The 18,954-nt window shown below is 68.9% G+C and carries 11 protein-coding genes and 1 tRNA gene; 6 read left to right on the forward strand and 6 right to left on the reverse strand.

Translation table 11 applies throughout. The annotated features are described in order from the left end of the window. Nucleotides 1-38: 38 nt before the first annotated feature. From C8K38_RS04145 to C8K38_RS04165, 5 genes are all read right to left on the reverse strand, one after another. A complete protein-coding gene (locus tag C8K38_RS04145; RefSeq protein ID WP_097210718.1) occupies nt 39-1,751 on the reverse strand; it encodes an Ig-like domain-containing protein in 1,713 nt (570 codons plus the stop codon). Between the two features lie 93 nt (nt 1,752-1,844). Next, entirely contained in the window at nt 1,845-3,623 is a 1,779-nt protein-coding gene (locus C8K38_RS04150) for an Ig-like domain-containing protein (RefSeq protein ID WP_257017151.1), read from the reverse strand. Nucleotides 3,624-3,849: 226 nt separating this feature from the next. Further along, nucleotides 3,850-5,301 carry a glutamate synthase subunit beta gene (locus C8K38_RS04155; RefSeq protein WP_097210720.1) on the reverse strand — a complete coding sequence of 484 codons (1,452 nt, stop codon included), beginning with the start codon at nt 5,299-5,301 and terminating at the stop codon, nt 3,850-3,852. Continuing rightward, nucleotides 5,294-9,895 (reverse strand): glutamate synthase large subunit, encoded by a 4,602-nt coding sequence (gltB, locus tag C8K38_RS04160; protein ID WP_097210721.1) that lies wholly within the window; start codon nt 9,893-9,895, stop codon nt 5,294-5,296. The genes C8K38_RS04155 and gltB overlap by 8 nt, the downstream gene beginning before the upstream one ends. 286 nt (nt 9,896-10,181) lie before the next feature. Beyond that, nucleotides 10,182-10,754 carry a TetR/AcrR family transcriptional regulator gene (locus C8K38_RS04165; protein ID WP_097210722.1) on the reverse strand — a complete coding sequence of 191 codons (573 nt, stop codon included), beginning with the start codon at nt 10,752-10,754 and terminating at the stop codon, nt 10,182-10,184. A 54-nt stretch (nt 10,755-10,808) separates the two neighbouring features. Here C8K38_RS04165 and C8K38_RS04170 point away from each other — a divergent pair, with 54 nt between their 5' ends. Further along, a complete protein-coding gene (locus C8K38_RS04170) occupies nt 10,809-11,861 on the forward strand; it encodes an FAD-dependent monooxygenase (RefSeq protein WP_097210723.1) in 1,053 nt (350 codons plus the stop codon). A 514-nt stretch (nt 11,862-12,375) separates the two neighbouring features. Here the strand turns inward: C8K38_RS04170 and C8K38_RS04175 are convergent. Further along, nucleotides 12,376-12,461: transfer RNA gene (locus C8K38_RS04175), tRNA-Leu, on the reverse strand. A 162-nt stretch (nt 12,462-12,623) separates the two neighbouring features. Between C8K38_RS04175 and C8K38_RS04180 the strand changes: the two genes are divergently transcribed. The 5 genes from C8K38_RS04180 to C8K38_RS04200 all read left to right on the forward strand — a co-directional run bounded on the left by C8K38_RS04180 (nt 12,624) and on the right by C8K38_RS04200 (nt 18,951). Further along, nucleotides 12,624-13,916 carry an FhaA domain-containing protein gene (locus C8K38_RS04180; RefSeq protein ID WP_097210724.1) on the forward strand — a complete coding sequence of 431 codons (1,293 nt, stop codon included), beginning with the start codon at nt 12,624-12,626 and terminating at the stop codon, nt 13,914-13,916. Nucleotides 13,917-14,082: 166 nt separating this feature from the next. Next, nucleotides 14,083-14,547, forward strand: coding sequence for an FHA domain-containing protein FhaB/FipA (locus C8K38_RS04185; RefSeq protein ID WP_077044015.1), 465 nt, complete (start codon nt 14,083-14,085; stop codon nt 14,545-14,547). Further along, the gene (locus C8K38_RS04190) at nt 14,544-16,010 is read left to right on the forward strand and encodes a PP2C family serine/threonine-protein phosphatase (protein WP_097210725.1); all 1,467 of its coding nucleotides are present in this window, start codon (nt 14,544-14,546) and stop codon (nt 16,008-16,010) included. The genes C8K38_RS04185 and C8K38_RS04190 overlap by 4 nt, the downstream gene beginning before the upstream one ends. Next, nucleotides 16,010-17,464 carry an FtsW/RodA/SpoVE family cell cycle protein gene (locus tag C8K38_RS04195; RefSeq protein WP_097210726.1) on the forward strand — a complete coding sequence of 485 codons (1,455 nt, stop codon included), beginning with the start codon at nt 16,010-16,012 and terminating at the stop codon, nt 17,462-17,464. The genes C8K38_RS04190 and C8K38_RS04195 overlap by 1 nt, the downstream gene beginning before the upstream one ends. Beyond that, a complete protein-coding gene (locus C8K38_RS04200) occupies nt 17,461-18,951 on the forward strand; it encodes a peptidoglycan D,D-transpeptidase FtsI family protein (protein ID WP_097210727.1) in 1,491 nt (496 codons plus the stop codon). The genes C8K38_RS04195 and C8K38_RS04200 overlap by 4 nt, the downstream gene beginning before the upstream one ends. Nucleotides 18,952-18,954 lie beyond the last annotated feature (3 nt).

An 18,954-nucleotide genomic window follows, 5' to 3' on the forward strand; every position in this document is an offset into this window, starting at 1 on the left:
CCGTGAGCCGGCGACGCACCCCGAGCGCTCGGCCTCGATCAGGAGCCGAAGATGCTCTCCAGGCTGCCGAGTCCGCCGCCGTTACCCGGACCGGTGGCACCGGGCACCGTCAGCGTCTGTGGAGCCGAGGCGGAACTGGTGAACCCGGCGTCACCGGTGAACTCCGCCGTGACGTTGTAGGTGCCGGAGTTGTGGAACGTGGTGGGTAGCGTCGCGACACCGTCGACAACGTCCACGGGGCCACCGATCAGCGCGGTGCCGATCTTGAACTGCACCTTGCCCTTGGCGTTGGCCGGGTCGACCGTCGCCCTCAGCGTCACCGGGACGTTCTTCTCCACGGTGCCGGGTGCCGCGAGCGTGGTGGTGGTCTCCACGTCCGCGGGTGCGGGCGTCGTGACGCTCACCGGGAAGGCGAGCGAGGTCGACGGCGCGAAACCCTGCGCGCCGCTGAACTTCGCGACCACCCTGTGGGTTCCGGTCGTGGTGAACGTGTACGGCGCCACGGCGATGCCGTCGGTGCCGACCATGCCGGTCACCGGAGCCCCGCCGTCGACGATGAAGTTCACCGTGCCGCCGGTGCCCTCGGGGGTGACCCGCGCGGTGAGGTTCACGTCCTGGCCGACCTTGGCGTTGGCCGGGGCCTCGACCGTGGTGGTGGTCGCCGTTTCCGGCGGTGCGTCGGTGGTGACCTTGACGATCTTGACCGCCGAGGTGGATCCCACGAATCCGGTCGCGCCGGAATAGACCGCGGTGATCGGGTGGTCGCCGTCGGTGGTGAACGTCGTCGTCAAGGCCGCGTTGCTGCCCGCCAGCGCGATCGGGTCACCGATCGGGGCGTCACCGTCCTTGAACTGCACCGTGCCGCCGTTCGCTGCGGGTGCGACGTTGGCGGTCAGGGTGACCGGGGTGCCGTTCTTGGCGCTGCCCGGGCCTGCGAGGGTGGTGGTGGTGGCCTTGTCCGCCTCGGTGATGCTGGTCGTGGCCAGCGGGCCTGCACCCCCGTTGAGGGGCGCGCTCTCACCGTCACGTGGAGAGCACTGGGTCGGAGCCCATGCGGTGATGATCAGGCTCGCCTTCGGCAGGAACGTCAGGAAGTTCTTGTCGTTGGCCCACGCCCCCGCGTCACCGCCGGTGCGCAGCTTGATCTGGACGTTCCCGGACGCACCCGCCCGCAGCCGAGCCTTGACCTTCGGCAGTTGGAAGGTGGTGTTCGCGCCGCTCGCCGCGGGCGCGACGATGCCGCCCTCGGAGTTCTTGCTGGAGTTGGGACCGTTTCCGATGGTGGCATTGTTGCCCGAGAGCCGGATGACGGTCCCGTTCGGGTCGACCGTGCCGCTCTCGTTGACCCGCAACACATTAGGTGCGACGCCGCTGAGCCCTGAGCTGGTTCCCGGCACGATGTCTGCACCGAGGAACTCCGCGTTCTGTGGCACGTCGATGTCGATCTTGATCCGCGAGACGTTTTGCACGCTCGCCCCCGACACCGAGTTGGGGTAGGTGATCGGCGGGGGCGCGACGGTGACCTCGTACTCCTGGCCGGCATTCACCGTCGCGGGAGCATCGATCGTCACCGAGGAGGGCTGCGCCTGCACCTGCGGTCCGGCGACGGCCGACGGGGTCGCGAGGCAGGCGGCGGTGAAGTTGGTGGTGATCGGGGCGGCCTGGGCAGGCATGCCACCGAACACGGTGATCCCGACGACGGCCGCCGCGGTGATCGGAGTCGCTATCCGCCGAATTCTTTTGTTCTGCATGAATTCTCCTGAGATAGGGGAAAGTCTGGATCCCCACCCGGGCCCGGGGCGCGCACGCGTCGCGCCCCGGGGCCGGCCATGGGGGTGGGTCGACTAGCTACCGAAGAGGCTGGACAGCGATCCGGTGTCGAGGCTGCCCGTGCCGCCGGGGGTCCCCGCGGCCGCGACGTTCACCACGGACGGACCGGAGACCGAGTCCTTGAACCCGGCGCCCCCGATGAAGGTGGCGGTGACGCCGTAGGTGCCCTCCTCCGCGAAGGTGTGCGACATGGTGGCCACGCCGTTGACGACGGCCACCGGGCCACCGATCGGGGTGGTACCGACCTTGAACTGCACGGTGCCGTTGGCACCCGCGGGCGCGACGGTCGCCTTGAACTGCATGGCCTGTCCGACAGCCGCGTTGCCGGTGACCGCGAGGGCCGTCGTGGTGGCCTCACGGGTGTCGGGCTCGGTCACGGTGACGGTGAACCCGGGCGAGGTGGATCCGGTGAAGCCGGTGGTGCCGGTGAACTCGGCGACCACGTTGGCGGTGCCGGCGGCGCCGAAGGTGTGCGGCAGGATCGCGACGCCGTCACCGGTGCCAACCGGAGCGGTGCCAACCTCCGTGCCGTTGACGAGGAACTTGACGGTGCCGCCGCTCGGGATCGGGTGCACGGTGGCCGACAGGTTCACCGAGGTTCCGACGACCGCGGTGACCGGCTCGAGCACGGTGGTGGTGGTGCCCCAGTCGGCGTCCTTGACGATCAGCTCGGCCGGCGGAGACACCGAGTCGGTGAATCCGGCGGTGCCGGTGAAGACACCGACGAAGCTGTGGGTGCCCGCCTCGTCGAACTTGCGGGTGATCGAGGCCGTGCCGTTGACCACGGGGACCGGTTCGCCGACGTTGGTCGCTCCGTCCTTGAACTGCACGGTGCCGACCGCGGTCGCGGGGGTGACCGTCGCGGTGACCTGGACGTCGTCGCCGACCAGCGCGGTGGCCGCCACCTGGATCGCGGTCGAGGTGTCGGCGGTGACGTCGACCGTCTTCACCCCGGAGGTCGAGTCATGGAAGCCAGGTCCCCCGGTGAACACCGCGGAGATATTGTGCGCGCCAACGGAATCGAAGGTGTGCGAGAGGGTGGCGTTGCCGTTGGCCACGCCGACCGGGCCGCCGATGTTCGCGGCACCGTCCTTGAACTGCACCGTACCGACCGCGTTGGCGGGTCCGACATTCGCGGTGAGGTCGACCGAGGTGCCGGTCTTGGCGGTGGCCGGGACCTGCAGGTCCGCGGTGGTGTTGACGGAGGGGTCGACGACACGCACCCACGCGCCTGCCGGGTTGGCGCCCGACTGCGTGCTGAACGCATAGACGTCGAACACGAAGCCGGCGTTGTAGTCGCCGAAGGGCTGGGTCGTGGGGATCTTGTAGGTGACGTCGAAGTTCACGTTGTCGAGATAACCCTTGGTGCCCAGGATCGGCACCGAGTTGCAACCGCCCCCGGTGCACGTCGCCTTGACGCCCGCGGCGCCCTCGTTGGTGACGTTCGACTGCTTGCTCACCGTGTGCGAGAGGTACTGGAAGCCGGCGGGCTGGATCTGCCGGATCGCGGTCATGTACCGGCCGATGCCTGCGGTCTTCCAGATCTTGGCGGTGTAGGTCACGGTGTCGCCCGGGTGGACGACGTTGACGCCAGGCGTGGCGGGGTCGACCGCGGTCCCGTTCACGGCGGTCAGGCCGAGGTTCCATCGCAGGTTGTCGGCCGACTGGTCGCCCGACGAGGCCGGCGGCGGCGGATCGGCGGCGGCGGTGACGGCGCCGCCGAGCAGCAGTCCCATCGCGGCGGTTGCCGCGACGATCGGTGTCGCAAAGCGACGGGTCATGGACAAGAGCACGGTTACCTCCTGAGCGGCCCACCGAAGTGGGTTGCAGTGGCGTGACTCACATCACAGAATCGCCGGAAGCCTAACCGTCACAAAATGGATACGTGCCCGCTTTTCTGAACATTCGTCCATATGACCGACAGACCGGGAAATCACCCCGTTACGCAGCGAACCCGCCGCCCCGAGCTGTCGGGACGGCGGGTTCGCCGTTCAGTTGCCGGCCGTTACCGGCCCGTGATCATCGCTGCGGTGCCGCCGTGGGAACGATCGGCGACGGCAGCGCGGTCTCGCCCTCGAGGAACTTGTCGACGGCGGCCGCGCAGGCGCGACCCTCCGCGATGGCCCACACGATGAGCGACTGGCCGCGACCCATGTCACCGGCCACGAACACGCCGTCCACGCTGGTCGCCCACTCGCCGGAACGGGTCACGTTGCCGCGCTCGTTCAGGTCGACGCCCAGGTCGGTCAGCAGGCCCGGCTTCTCCGGTCCGACGAAGCCCATCGCCAGCAGCACCAGGTCGGCCTCGAGCTCGAAGTCGGTGCCCTCCTGCTTCTCGAAGCGGCCGCCGACCATCTTGACCTCGTGCGCCCTGAGGCCGGTGACCTTGCCGTCCACTCCGGAGAACTGCTCGGTGTTCACCGCGAACACCCGCTCGCCGCCCTCCTCGTGTGCCGAGGAGACCCGGTACATGAGCGGGTACGTCGGCCACGGGGTGGAGTCCGCGCGGGCCTCCGGCGGACGCGGCATGATCTCGAACTGGTGCACCAGCTCCGCGCCCTGGCGCAGCGAGGTGCCAAGGCAGTCGGCGCCGGTGTCGCCGCCACCGATGATGACGACCTTCTTGCCCTCCGCGGTGATCGACGGTGCGTCCGCATCGCCGAGTTGCACGCGGTTGGCGATCGGCAGGAACTCCATCGCCTGATGGATGCCGTCCAGCTCGCGACCGGGGATCGGCAGGTCGCGCGCCTCGGTGGCGCCACCGGCCAGCACGACGGCGTCGAAGTCCGCGCGCAGCTGATCCGCCGAGATGTCCACGCCGACATTGACTCCCGGGCGGAAGATGGTGCCCTCGGACTCCATCTGGACCAGGCGCCGGTCGATGTGGCGCTTCTCCATCTTGAACTCGGGGATGCCGTAGCGGAGCAGACCACCGATGCGGTCGGCCCGCTCGAACACGGTCACGGTGTGACCGGCCCTGGTGAGCTGCTGCGCCGCGGCCAGGCCGGCAGGCCCGGAACCGACGATCGCGATCTTCTTACCGGTCAGGCTGGACGGCCGCACCGGCTTGACCCAGCCCTCGTCGAAGGCGCGGTCGATGATCTCGACCTCGACCTGCTTGATGGTGACCGGATCCTGGTTGATGCCGAGCACACAGGACGCCTCGCAGGGCGCCGGGCACAACCGACCGGTGAACTCCGGGAAGTTGTTGGTCGCGTGCAGACGGTCGATGCTGTCGCGCCAGCGATCCTTGTGCACCAGGTCGTTCCACTCGGGAATCAGATTCCCGAGCGGGCAACCGTTGTGGCAGAACGGGATACCGCAGTCCATGCATCGGCTGGCCTGGGTGCGGAGGGTCTTCGAATCGAAGTCCTCGTACACCTCCTTCCAGTCCATCAGTCGCAGCGGCACCGGCCGCCGGACCGGCAGCTCGCGCGAGGTGTGCTTGAGGAAGCCGCTTGGATCACCCACGAGCTGCCTCCATGATTGCCTCGTCCACGTCAGTTCCGTTCTTCTTCGCGGTGTCGATCGCCACGAGCACCTTCTTGTAGTCGCGCGGCATCACCTTCACGAAGTGATTCACCTGCTGAGACCAGTCCGAGAGGATGCGCGCGGCAACCTCGGACCCGGTCTCGTCCCGGTGCCGTTCGATGGCACCCTTCAACCAGCCGAAGTCCTCGTGCTCGAGGTCCTCGAGATCGACCAGTTCCGTGTTGAGGTCCTTCTCGAAGGACTTCTCCGGGTTGTAGACGAACGCCACACCGCCGGACATGCCGGCACCGAAGTTGCGTCCGGTCGCGCCGAGCACGACCACCCGTCCACCGGTCATGTACTCGCAGGCGTGGTCGCCCACGCCCTCGACCACCGCTGTCGCGCCGGAGTTCCTGACCGCGAAACGCTCACCCGCGATGCCGCGGATCAGGGCCTCGCCGCCGGTGGCGCCGAACAGGATCACGTTGCCCGCGATGATGTTCTCCTCGGCGACGAACCCGTCGGCGGCCTGCAGCGGCGGGCGCACCACGATGCGTCCACCAGACAGTCCCTTGCCGACGAAGTCGTTGGCGTCGCCGTGCAGGCGCAGCGTCATGCCCTTCGGGACGAAGGCGCCGAAGCTGTTGCCCGCGGATCCGGTGAAGGTGATGTCGATGGTGTCCTCGGGCAGGCCCGCACCGCCGTACGCCTTGGTCACCTCGTGGCCGAGCATGGTGCCGACCGTCCGGTTGACGTTGGTGATCTTCGACTCGAACTTCACCGGCTGACCGCTGTCGATGGCCGCACGACTCTGTGCGATCAACTGCTGATCCAGCGCCTTCTCGAGCCCGTGGTCCTGCGAACCGGTGCAGTACAGGTCCTGATCCATGAAGGACGACTCGGTCTTCGCCAGGATCGGCGACAGGTCGAGCTTGGATGCCTTCCAGTGCTCGAGCGCCTCGGTGGTGTCCAGAGCGTCGACCTGGCCGACCGCCTCGTTGATGGTGCGGAAGCCGAGCTCCGCGAGGAGCTCACGCACCTCCTCCGCGATGAACATGAAGAAGTTCTCCACGAACTCGGGCTTGCCCGCGAAACGCTTGCGCAGCACCGGGTTCTGGGTCGCGACGCCCACCGGGCAGGTGTCGAGGTGGCACACGCGCATCATGATGCAGCCGGAGACCACCAGCGGCGCGGTGGCGAATCCGAACTCCTCGCCGCCGAGCAGCGTGGCGATGATCACGTCGCGGCCCGTCTTGAGCTGGCCGTCGACCTGCACCACGATCCGGTCGCGAAGACCGTTGAGCAGCAGCGTCTGCTGGGTCTCGGCCAGGCCGAGCTCCCACGGCGCGCCCGCGTGCTTGACCGAGGTCAGCGGGGTGGCGCCGGTGCCACCGTCGTGACCGGAGATCAGCACCACGTCGGCGTGCGCCTTGGAGACACCCGCGGCGACGGTGCCGACACCGATCTCGGAGACCAGCTTGACGTGGATACGAGCTGCGGGGTTCGCGTTCTTCAGGTCGTGGATCAGCTGTGCGAGATCCTCGATCGAGTAGATGTCGTGGTGCGGCGGCGGCGAGATGAGGCCGACGCCCGGGGTGGACCCGCGCACCTCGGCGACCCACGGGTACACCTTGTGCGGCGGCAGCTGGCCACCCTCGCCGGGCTTGGCACCCTGCGCCATCTTGATCTGGATGTCCGTGCAGTTGCTGAGGTAGTGCGCGGTCACACCGAACCGGCCGGACGCGACCTGCTTGATCGCGGACCGGCGCCAGTCGCCGTTCGCCTCCACCTCGAAGCGCGACGGATGCTCTCCGCCCTCACCCGAGTTGGAGCGACCGCCGAGACGGTTCATCGCGATGGCCAGCGTCTCGTGCGCCTCGGCGGAGATGGAGCCGTAGCTCATCGCACCGGTCGAGAAGCGCTTGACGATCTCGGAGGCGGGCTCCACCTCGTCGATCGAGATCGGCTGGCGCACACCGCTCTTGAACTTGAACAGGCCACGCAGCGAGGCCAGGCGCTCCGACTGGTCGTCGACGAGCTTGGTGTACTCCTTGAAGATCGAGTACTGGCCGGTCCTGGTGGCGTGCTGGAGCTTGAACACCGTGTCCGGGTTGAACAGGTGGTACTCGCCCTCGCGGCGCCACTGGTACTCGCCGCCCACCTCGAGCTCGCGGTGCGCGCGCTCCTCGGGACGGTTCAGGTACGCGGCCGCGTGCCGGATGGAGATGTCCGCTGCGAGCTCGTCGAGGCCGATACCACCGAGGCTGGAGTTCAGCCCGGTGAAGTACTCGTCCACCAGCTCCTGCGACAGGCCGATCACCTGGAACAGCTGCGCGCCCGTGTAGGAGGCGAGCGTGGAGATGCCCATCTTGGACATCACCTTCAGCACGCCCTTGCCTGCGGCCTTGATGTAGTTCTTGACCGCGTCCTCGAAGGCGATGCCGGTGAGGTCGCCGCCCTCGATCATGTCCTCGATCGTCTCGAAGGCCATGTACGGGTTGATGGCCGCGGCGCCGAAGCCGACGAGCGTGGCCATGTGGTGCACCTCGCGGGCGTCACCGGTCTCGATGACCAGTCCCACCTTGGTGCGCGAGCGCTCCCGGACCAGGTGGTGGTGCACGGCCGAGGTCAACAGCAGCGACGGGATCGGGGCGAACGTCTCGTTCGAGTTCCGGTCGGAGAGCACGATGATCCGGGCCCCGCCCGCGATCGCCTCGGACACCTGGAAGCGGATGTCGTCGAGCGCCTTGCTCAGGCCCTTGCCGCCGTCGGCGACCCGGTACAGGCCGGGCACGACAACCGAACGCAGGCCGGGGAAGTCACCGTCGTCGTTGACGTGGACCAGCTTGGCGAGGTCGTCGTTGTTCAGGATCGGCTGCGGCAGCGCCAGCAGGCGGCAGGACGCCGGGCCCGGGTGGAGCAGGTCGCCCTCCGGTCCCATGCTGCCGCCGAGGCTGGTGACGACCTCTTCGCGGATCGCGTCCAGGGGCGGGTTGGTCACCTGTGCGAACAGCTGCGAGAAGTAGTCGAACAGCAGGCGCGGGCGGGCCGACAGGACCGCGATCGGGGTGTCGGTGCCCATCGAACCGAGCGCCTCACCGCCGGTCTTGGCCATCGGCGCGATGAGGACGTTCAGTTCCTCGTTGGTGTACCCGAACATCTGCTGACGGATCAGCACCCGCTCGTGGTTCATGTGCACGTGGTCGCGCTCGGGCAGGTCGGCCATGTGGACCAACCCGGCGTCGAGCCACTCCTGGTAGGGGTGCTCGGCCGCCAGCTCCGACTTGATCTCGTCGTCGCTGATGATCCGGCCCTGCGCGGTGTCGACCAGGAACATCCGGCCCGGCTGCAGGCGGACCTTCTTGATCACCTTGGCGGGATCGATGTCGAGGACACCGACCTCGGAGGCCATCACGACCAGTCCGTCGTCGGTCACCCAGATGCGGCTCGGGCGCAGACCGTTGCGGTCGAGCACGGCGCCGATGACGGTGCCGTCGGTGAAGCACACCGAGGCGGGTCCGTCCCAGGGCTCCATCAGCGTGGAGTGGTACTCGTAGAACGCCCGGCGGGCCGGGTCCATGCTCTCGTGCCGCTCCCACGCCTCGGGGATCATCATCAGCACGGAGTGCGGGAGGCTGCGGCCACCGAGGTGCAGCATCTCGAGCACCTCGTCGAAGCGCGCGGTGTCGCTGGCACCCGGGGTGCAGATCGGGAAGATCTTCTCGAGCGCGCCTGCACCGAACACGTCGGACTCGATGAGCGACTCGCGAGCGCGCATCCAGTTCTCGTTGCCGGTGACGGTGTTGATCTCACCGTTGTGTGCGACGCGCCGGAACGGGTGCGCCAGCGGCCACGACGGGAAGGTGTTGGTGGAGAAGCGCGAGTGCACGAGGCCCAGCGCCGACTCCATCCGCTCGTCCTGGAGGTCCAGGTAGAAGCTCTTGAGCTGCGGCGTGGTGAGCATGCCCTTGTAGACGATGGTCTGGCCGGACAGGCTCGGGAAGTACACCGACTCGCGGCCAGGGCCGTCCGCACCCGCCCCGCCGTCGCCGAGCTCGTGCTCGACGCGCTTGCGGACCACGTAGGCGCGCCGCTCCAGGGCCATGCCGGTGATCGACGCGTCGGCCGCCACGACGAAGACCTGCCGGAACGTGGGCATCGCGTCGCGCGCCATCGCACCAAGCGAGGAGTCGTCGGTGGGGACCTCGCGCCAGCCGAGGACCGTCAGGCCCTCCTCCGCGGCGATCTTCTCGACGCCCGCGGCGGCCTCGTCGGCGGCCGCGGCGTCCTGCGGGAGGAACCCGATACCGGTCGCGTAGGCACCCTCGGCGGGCAGGTCGAAGTCGACGACCGCGCGCAGGAACGAGTCCGGGACCTGCAGCATGATGCCCGCGCCGTCGCCGGTGTTCGGCTCGGAACCGGCAGCACCACGGTGTTCGAGGTTCACCAGCGCGGTGATGGCCTTCTCGACGATGTCGCGGCTGCGTCGCCCGTGCATGTCGACGACGAACGCGACACCACAGGCGTCGTGCTCGTTCGCGGGGTCATAGAGGCCCTGGGGTCCGGGAGACCTGTGGCCTGGAAATTGCTTCATACCTAGCCTTCGTGTGCGTCAGATGCACAGACGACCAGCAACGCTGATGGCCATCACGTGGCAATACAAAGCGCCGACGCAACACTGGGCCGGCGCGCCCATTCAGCTGCGGCGGCAGACGGTGATCGGGATGTGTCCCCGCCTCCGCCGACGTGGCTGAGTGACTATCTGGACGGTTGTGTGTCCAGCATGTTCCGAACACGATAATTCAGCACCCCCGTTGAGCGCCAACTTAGGTTAGCCTTTTTGGCCGCCTGACCAGTGCATAGGTCGGGAATCCCGGCGCTCATGGGCCGTCGGAATCTACCCCGAGCAGGGCGCGCATGACCGCCTCGATCTCGCTCGCGGGATCGAATTGTGATGCGGGCGTTGACAACTGATGCAGGATCATCCCGTCCACGTAGTCAGCCAGGATTCGGCACACCCGCTCCGGCTCGACCGCTCCGAGCCCCGCGAGCAGGCCGGTCGCCCAGGAGAGGAGTTCGCCCCTGGCCCGGCCGAGCGGGGTGGCCAGCGCCGGCTCCGCCACCGCGGCGACGACCAGCGCGTACCGAGCGGCGGTCCGAACCCGGTCCGGTCCGGTCGCCGACCGGACGAACGCGGTCATCCCGGCGACGAACTCATCCACCGAGACCGGCTGGGGCACCGCCGCGAGCGCACTCCAGTCCTCACGATCGCGCTCGACGAGCCGGAGCATGACCGCCTCCAGCAGCGATTCCCTGGTCCGGAAGTAGTTCGAGGTGGAGCCCTGCGGGATGCCGGCGACCTCGTCCACGGCCCGGTGCGTGATCCCACGGAGGCCGCGGGTGCCGAGCACCTCGATGGCGGCGTCGAGGACGCGCTCGCGCTTACCGGACATGCTGCGACACTACAACAGTAGTATTGTCACTACATCCGTAGTAACGTGTCGGATATGAGGCGAACAGCAACCGTCGTCGGCGGCGGCATCGGCGGCCTCACCGCCGCGAACTACCTGATCCGGGCCGGATGGGAGGTTCGGGTGCACGAACGCGCCGATGCGCTGCCCGACACCGGCACCGCGCTCGGCCTGTGGCCGCAGGCGCTCACCGCCCTGGACGCGATCGGACTCGGCGACCGGGTCCGAGAGCTCGGCGTACCGCAGTCGTCCGGCGCACTGCTGCGCCCGGACGGCACCGCGATCGCCCGCATCACGGTGCGGGGCGGGTCCACCACCCTGCTGTCGCGGCCCGCGCTGCTGAGCACCCTGGCCGCGCCGCTGGCGCCGGGAGTGCTGCGCTACGACACGACCGGCGACCGAACCGGCGACGGGGCTGACGTCGTGATCGCCGCGGACGGCATCAACAGCCGGATCCGGGACGCGGTGTTCGGCGAGCGCTACCGCCCCCGCCCGCTCGGGATGGCCGCCTGGCGGGGCTGGGTGTCCGGCACCGCCGACAACTCCGCCGAGACCTGGGGCGACGGCGCGCTCTTCGGGATCAGCCCGCGCGACGGTGGCCTGACGAACTTCTTCGCCGCGGTCCGCATGAAACCGGACATCGCGGGAGTGGAGCCTGCGGAACGACCAGACAACTCCGACGGCGGCGCCGCCTTCCTGCGCGAGCGGTTCGGCAGCTGGCACCCCGAGGTCCGGGCGATCCTCGACCGGCTCGACACCGCCACGCTGCTACACCACGACCTCTACGAGAGCCCGGCGCTGCCGTCGTACGTACGGGGCAACGTGGCCCTGATCGGCGACGCGGCACACGCGATGGCACCGAACCTGGGCCGCGGAGCCTGCGAGGCGGTGGTCGACGCGGTGGCCCTCGGCAGGGCGTTGACCGAGAGCGCGGACGTGTCCGAGGCCCTGCGTCGTTACGACCGGCGCCGTCGGCGGCCCACCCGTGCGCTGGTACGCGCCTCGAGGACCATGGGGAAGATGGCGACCACCACCCGACTGACGCCGCTGCGGGATGTCGCGATCGGCCTGGCGACCAGGCTCGGATGACGCGGGACCGCGAAAGGACCCCGAAATGACGACTGACCGCAGCGATCAAGTCAGCTGCGGTCAGTGTTGACGTAACCATAGCGTGACCGGATCGTGACTCGCTGGATTGTGAGAGACGTCACGAGCTTTCGTGTCGATCACCGGAGTCGGAGCATCGGCGACATCGCAGGAGAACACCCCCGCGGCCGACGTGGAGCCCACGCGATACGTTCGCCCCGTGACGGGAACACCGTTGGGACACACTGCCGATCGGCGGAGCTTCCGACGTCGGCAAGAGCCGGGTCGCAGCCCAACTGGCCGATGAGTCAAAGGACTACGCCTCGCGGGAGCCCCGTAGCGGGGTGCAGCGGCATCGGGCGCAGCTCGCATCGGGCGGGTGTTGAACGCCCCATCTGACGCGATGAGTTCGGCCACGGCCTCTTGAGAGACATATGGGCCAAATCAACCAAAAAAACGAGGCCACGAACTCTTTCGAGTTCGTGACCTCGTTCGTCGCAGTTCATCGAACTGCTCATGGTGGGCGAAGGGGGACTTGAACCCCCACGTCCCGAAGGACACTGGCACCTGAAGCCAGCGCGTCTGCCATTCCGCCACTCGCCCGAGCGACGCCGGAAACATTAACACGTGGCGGTCGGGAATGACGATTCGCCCCTTCGACCTGCGAAGGAAGCGATCACCCACACCGGCATCGGGCAAAGGTAGATATCATGCAGTGGCGGCATCGAGGCCGCGACACGCCACCGGGACCGGAGAGGAGCCACGATGGGGATCGTCCAGCGATTCGAGCGCAAGCTGCAGGGCGCCGTCGGGGATGCCTTTGCCCGGGTCTTCGGAGGCGGCGTCATGCCCCAAGAGGTGGAATCCGCACTCCAGCAGGAGGCCACCGACCGGGTTCAGCACCTCGATGGCGGACACCTGCTGGCCCCCAACATGTACGTGATCACCATCAACGAATCCGATCACGACGAACTGGCGACGGACCGGGACTTGACAGTCAAGGCCTTCGCCCGACACCTTGAGGGCTTCATCCGCGACCAGGGATGGCAGACCTATGGCCCCATCACCGTGCGGTTCGAACCGAGCCCGGCGTTGCACACGGGCCAGTTCCGGACCAGCGGGACGGTGGACCCCGACGCGGGGCGGCCACCGGCTCGTAGCCCAGGCCCGGAAGTGCACGCAGTCCCGCTACCTCGACCCTCCGCTCATCCGAACCCAGGAGCTGGCCCCATGACGCAGAACTCAGGCTACGACGCCAACCGCGAGCCCGCGGACAACGAGGGCCGGCCCGAATACCAGCCGGCATACGCCTCGAACGGGTACGCCAACGGCAACAGCTACCCCAGCGAGCAGCCGCGCAACAACGGCTACGCGAGCGAGCAGCCGCGCAACGGCTACGAGCGCCCCTACGGCGGCGGCTACCAGGATCCGTACGCGCAGGGCGGCAACGACCCGTACGCCCAGCCGGCGAACGATCCCTACGCGCAGGGCGCAGGCGATCCCTACGCGCAGCAGGGCGGCAACGACCCGTACGCCCAGCCCGCCAACGATCCCTACGCGCCGCAGGGCGGCTACCAGCAGGGCGCGCCGGCCTACCCGCCGCAGTCCCCCGGGTACCCGCCGCAGCAGCAGGGCTCCGGCTACCCGGCCCAGCAGGCCCCGCAGAACTACGACTACCAGCAGGGCGCGTACGGCCAGGACTACCCGGCCTACGACCAGCAGCAGTACGGCGCGGGCGCGGGCGCGTACTCGGGCTTCGATGCCGACCGCACCTTCACGGTCACCCTGCAGCTCGAGGACGGCAGCGGCCGCAACTTCCAGCTCCGCGAGGGCCGCAACGTGATCGGCCGCGGTCAGGAGGCACAGTTCCGGCTGCCCGACACCGGAGTCTCGCGTCGCCACATCGAGATCCGCTGGGACGGCCAGGTCGCGATGCTCTCGGATCTCGGCTCGACCAACGGCACCACCGTGAACGGCGCCCCGGTTCAGGATTGGCAGCTCGCCGACGGTGATGTGATCCGCGCGGGCAACTCCGAGATCCTGGTCCGTATCCTCTGATCCGCCACGGCGGTAACAGCCGAACCAGCGGAAGCCTCTTCGGATTCCGTATGGTGGTTGCGCACCCATATAGCGATCGACACAGGCCGCATCGCCATAGGATGCTGCCTATAAAATGCAGGAGTTCGGGACCACCCGATCGCCACGAATGAGGAGGTGGACCGCCGTGCAGGGACTCATCCTGCAGTTGACCAGGGCGGGCTTCCTGCTGTTGCTGTGGCTGTTCGTCTGGGGCGTGCTCCGTGCCCTGCGCAGTGACGTCTACGCAGCCTCGGGTGTGCGTGTCCCGCCCCGGTATTCGCGGAGCGCCTCGGTGCTGCCCTCGTTCGGCAAGCCGAAGGTGGCCAAGTTCCTCATCGTCACGCAGGGCGCGCTGGCGGGCACCCGCATCACGCTCGGCGCGCAGCCCGTCCTGATCGGCCGAGCCGACGATTCCACCCTCGTGCTCACCGACGACTACGCCTCCACCCGGCACGCCCGGCTGTCCCAGCGCGGAACCGACTGGTACGTGGAGGATCTCGGATCGACCAACGGCACCTATCTGGACCGCGCGAAGGTGACCACCGCGGTGCGGGTGCCCCTCGGCACCCCGGTTCGCGTGGGCAAGACCGTGATCGAGCTGCGCCCGTGACCCTCGTCCTCCGTTACGCGGCCCGCAGCGACCGCGGCCTGGTGCGCTCGAACAACGAAGATTCCGTGTACGCGGGCGCCCGGCTGCTCGCGCTCGCCGACGGCATGGGCGGCCACGCCGCAGGCGAGGTCGCCTCCCAGCTGATGATCGCGGCCCTCGCGCATCTCGACGACGACGAACCCGGCGAGGACCTGCTGGGCAAGCTCGAGGCCGCCACCCGCGCGGGCAACGCCGCCATCGCCGATCAGGTCGAGGAGGAGCCCGAACTCGACGGCATGGGCACCACCCTGACCGCGATCCTGTTCGCGGGCACCAAGCTCGGCCTGGTGCACATCGGCGACTCGCGCGCATACCTGCTGCGCGAGGGCGTGCTCACCCAGATCACCCGCGACGACACCTTCGTCCAGTCCCTCGTCGACGAGGGACGGATCACCGCCGAGCAGGCGCACACCCACCCGCAGCGTTCGCTGATCATGCGGGCGCTGACCGGCAACGAGATCGAGCCGACGCTCACGGTCCGGGAGGCCCGCGCGGGCGACCGGTACCTGTTGTGCTCCGACGGACTCTCCGATGTCGTCAGCGACGAGACCATCTCGGAGGTGCTCGGCGAGGGGGAGCACGGCGAGTCCGCCGACCGGCTGATCGAACTGGCGCTGCGCAGCGGCGGACCGGACAACGTCACGGTGGTGGTCGCCGACGTCATCGACCTCGACTACGGCCAGAGCCATCCCATCGTGGCGGGCGCCGCCTCCCACGAGGACGAGGACGACTCCCCGCCGCCGGACACCGCCGCCGGACGGGCCGCCGCCATGCGCCCGCCGCGGGCGACCCCGCGCCGGGTGACCGGCCCGGTCGACACCGAGGCCGCGAAGCCGAAGCGACGACTGACCTGGATCCTGTTGGGACTGGGGCTGATCGCCGTCGTGGTCGTGGGACTCGTTGTCGGGCGCAGCCTGATCCGCAGCAACTACTACGTGGGTGCGGATGACAGCCGGGTGACCGTGCTGCGCGGCGTCCCCGGTTCCGTGTTCGGGTACTCGCTGCAGGAGGCGAACCTCGTCGGGTGCATCACCAACAGCGGCTCGCTGAGCCTGGTGACCCCGGACGCGGAGCCGACGAACTGCACCCTGCTGATGGTGGACGACCTGCAGCCCTCCGCGCGTGAACAGGTGCGCGCCGGCCTGCCGTCCGGGAGCCTCGACGACGCCAAGCGTCAGATGAGCCGTCTCGCCACCGCCGACCTGCTCCCGGTGTGCCAGAGCGTCACCGCCGCGCCCCCCGCGCCCCCAGCTCCCCCGGCGACCGGTGCCCCCGCCGCGCCGACCATCCCGGCCTCGCCGCCCACCCAACCGCCGCCGTCCGCGGCGCCGCCGACGCCCACCACCACCGCGGCGCCGCCGCTCAGCCCCTCCGAGTTGGCTCAGGCACAGGTGCCCGGGCAGAACTGCAGGACCGGCCGCTGATGTCTGTCTCCGCGGCACCGTCGGGGCCCTCCTTCCCGAGTCCGGCCGGAGGGTTCGCGCCCGCACCCGTGCAATCGAACCGACGCAACGTCGAACTGGTGCTGATCTGCTGCGCCATCGCGATCACCACCCTGTCGCTGATCCTGGTCGAGGCGAGCCAGGAGCAGAAGATCACCCTCGACCTGGCCAAGTACGCGCTCGCCTATGCGGTCCTGTTCGTCATCGCCCACCTCGCGGTGCGCAGGTTCGCGCCGCACGCCGACCCCTTGCTGCTGCCGATCGTCGCGCTGCTCAACGGTCTCGGACTGGTGCTCATCCACCGGCTCGACCTCGCCGACGCCGCGACCGCGGCCTCCTTCGGGTGGGAGATCCCCTCCCCCGACGCCAATCAGCAGGTGCTGTGGACCGCGCTCGCGATCGCCGGCTTCATCGCGGTGCTGGTGTTCCTCGAGGACTACCGACTGCTGGCGCGCTACAGCTACACCCTGGGCCTTGCCGGCCTGGTGCTGCTCGCACTCCCCGCGGTGCTGCCGTCGTCGATGTCCGAGGTGAACGGCGCGAAGATCTGGATCAAGTTGCCGTTCTTCAGCATTCAGCCCGGAGAATTCGCCAAGATCCTGCTGATCATCTTCTTCGCCTCCGTCCTGGTGTCCAAGCGCGAGCTGTTCACAACGGCGGGCAGGCATTTCTTCGGCATGGACCTGCCGCGCGCCCGTGACCTCGGGCCGATCCTCGTCGCCTGGATCGTCTCCATCGGCGTGCTGGTGCTCGAAAAGGACCTGGGCACCTCGCTGCTGCTGTTCGGCACCGTGCTGGTGATGCTCTACATCGCCACCGAACGGGTCGGCTGGCTGCTGATCGGCGGCGGGCTGCTCGCGCTCGGGTTCGTGTTCGCCTATCAGCTCTTCGGCCACGTCCGGGTCCGGGTGAACACCTGGCTCGACCCGCTCGGCGACTACAACAACACCGGGTATCAGATCTCGCAGTCGCTTTTCGGGCTCGCAACCGGCGGGCTCGCCGGAACCGGCCTCGGCAGCGGGCGGCCGTCCCAGGTCCCGTTCGCGAAGACCGACTTCATCGTCGCCACGATCGGCGAGGAGCTCGGGCTGATCGGCCTGGCCGCCGTGCTGATGCTGTTCCTGATCTTCGTCATCCGCGGGCTGCGGACCGCGCTGGCGGTGCGTGACAGCTTCGGCAAGCTGCTCGCCGCCGGGCTCTCGTTCACCGTGGCGATCCAGGTCTTCGTGGTCGTCGGCGGTGTGACCAAGCTGATCCCGCTGACCGGCCTGACCACCCCGTACATGTCGTACGGCGGCTCCTCGCTGCTGGCGAACTACCTGCTGCTGGCGCTGCTCATCAAGATCTCCGACTCCGCGCGGACCCCACCGAAGCCCACGAAGAAGGGACCCGCCCCCATCGCGGACGCACCGACCGAAATGCTGAGGCGCCCATGAACACGCCCCTGCGCCGCGTCGCGATGGCGGTCATGGTCATGGTGGTGGCACTCCTGGCCAACGCCACGTACGTGCAGGTCATCAAGGCCGACGACCTGCGCACCGACCCGCGGAACTCCCGGGTCCTGCTCGACGAGTACTCGCGTCAGCGCGGACAGATCTCGGCGGGCGGTCAGGTGCTGGCCGCGTCGGTCCCCACCGACGACCGGTACAAGTACCTGCGCACGTATCCGCCGAACCCGGCGGCACCGTCGAGCCCGTTCGCGAACGCGCCGGTCACCGGCTTCTACTCGATGCTCTACGGCAGCACCGGACTCGAACGCACCGAGGACCAGGTGCTCAACGGCTCCGACAACAGACTGTTCGGGCGACGGTTCTTCGACCTGGTCTCCGGCCGCGACCCGCGCGGCGGCAACGTGGTCACCACTCTCGACCCGGTCGTCCAGCAGGTGGCGTACGACCAGCTGACCGCCAAGGGCTACACCGGCTCCGTTGTCGCGATCCGGCCCAGCACCGGCGAGGTGTTGGCGATGGTGAGCACGCCCAGCTACGACCCGAACCTGCTGGCCAGCCACGACGGCGCGGTCAGCACCGAGGCCTGGGAGGCGCTGAACGAGGACGAGGACAAGCCGCTGCTCAACCGGGCCATCTCGCAGACCTATCCGCCCGGCTCCACGTTCAAGGTGGTGGTCACCGCCGCCGCGCTGAGCAACGGGGCAAACCCGGAGGAGCAGCTGACCGCGGCGCCGAACATCACGCTGCCCGGCACCAACACCACGCTGGAGAACTACAACGGCAGCACCTGCGGCGGCGGTCCGACCGCCTCGCTGCGGGAGGCCTTCGCGAGGTCCTGCAACACGGCGTTCGTCGAGCTGGGCATCCGGACCGGCGCCGACGCCCTCAAGGACGAGGCCGCCGGATTCGGCATCCAGCCCGATTCGCCCGGCATCCCGATGCCGGTCGCGGACGGCACCGTCGGATCGATCCCCGACGACGCCGCGCTCGGGCAGTCCAGCATCGGTCAGCGCGACGTCGCGCTGACCCCGCTGGAGAACGCCGTGATCGCCGCGACCGTCGCGAACGGCGGCGTCCGGATGCAGCCGCACGTGGTGGCCCAGCTGCAGAGTCCCGACCTGTCGAACCTGGCGACGACGCACCCCGAGTCGCTGGGTCAGGCGGTGTCCCCGCAGGTGGCCGCGACGCTCACCGACCTGATGGTCGGCTCGGAGAACAACACCGGCGGCGGCAACAAGATCCCCGGCGTCCAGATCGCGTCCAAGACCGGAACCGCCGAGCACGGCAACGATCCCCGCAACACCCCACCGCACGCCTGGTACATCGGGTTCGCCCCGGCGGCGAACCCGGAGATCGCGATCGCCGTGCTCGTGGAGAACGGCGGCGACCGCGCCCTGGCCGCGACCGGAGGCTCGGTCGCGGCACCGATCGGGCGGGCCGTCATCGAAGCCGGACTGCGGCAGGGGGGCTGAGTC

The sequence above is a fragment of the Rhodococcus sp. OK611 genome (assembly GCF_003050885.1).
In the GTDB taxonomy this organism is placed as follows: domain Bacteria; phylum Actinomycetota; class Actinomycetes; order Mycobacteriales; family Mycobacteriaceae; genus Rhodococcus_G; species Rhodococcus_G oryzae.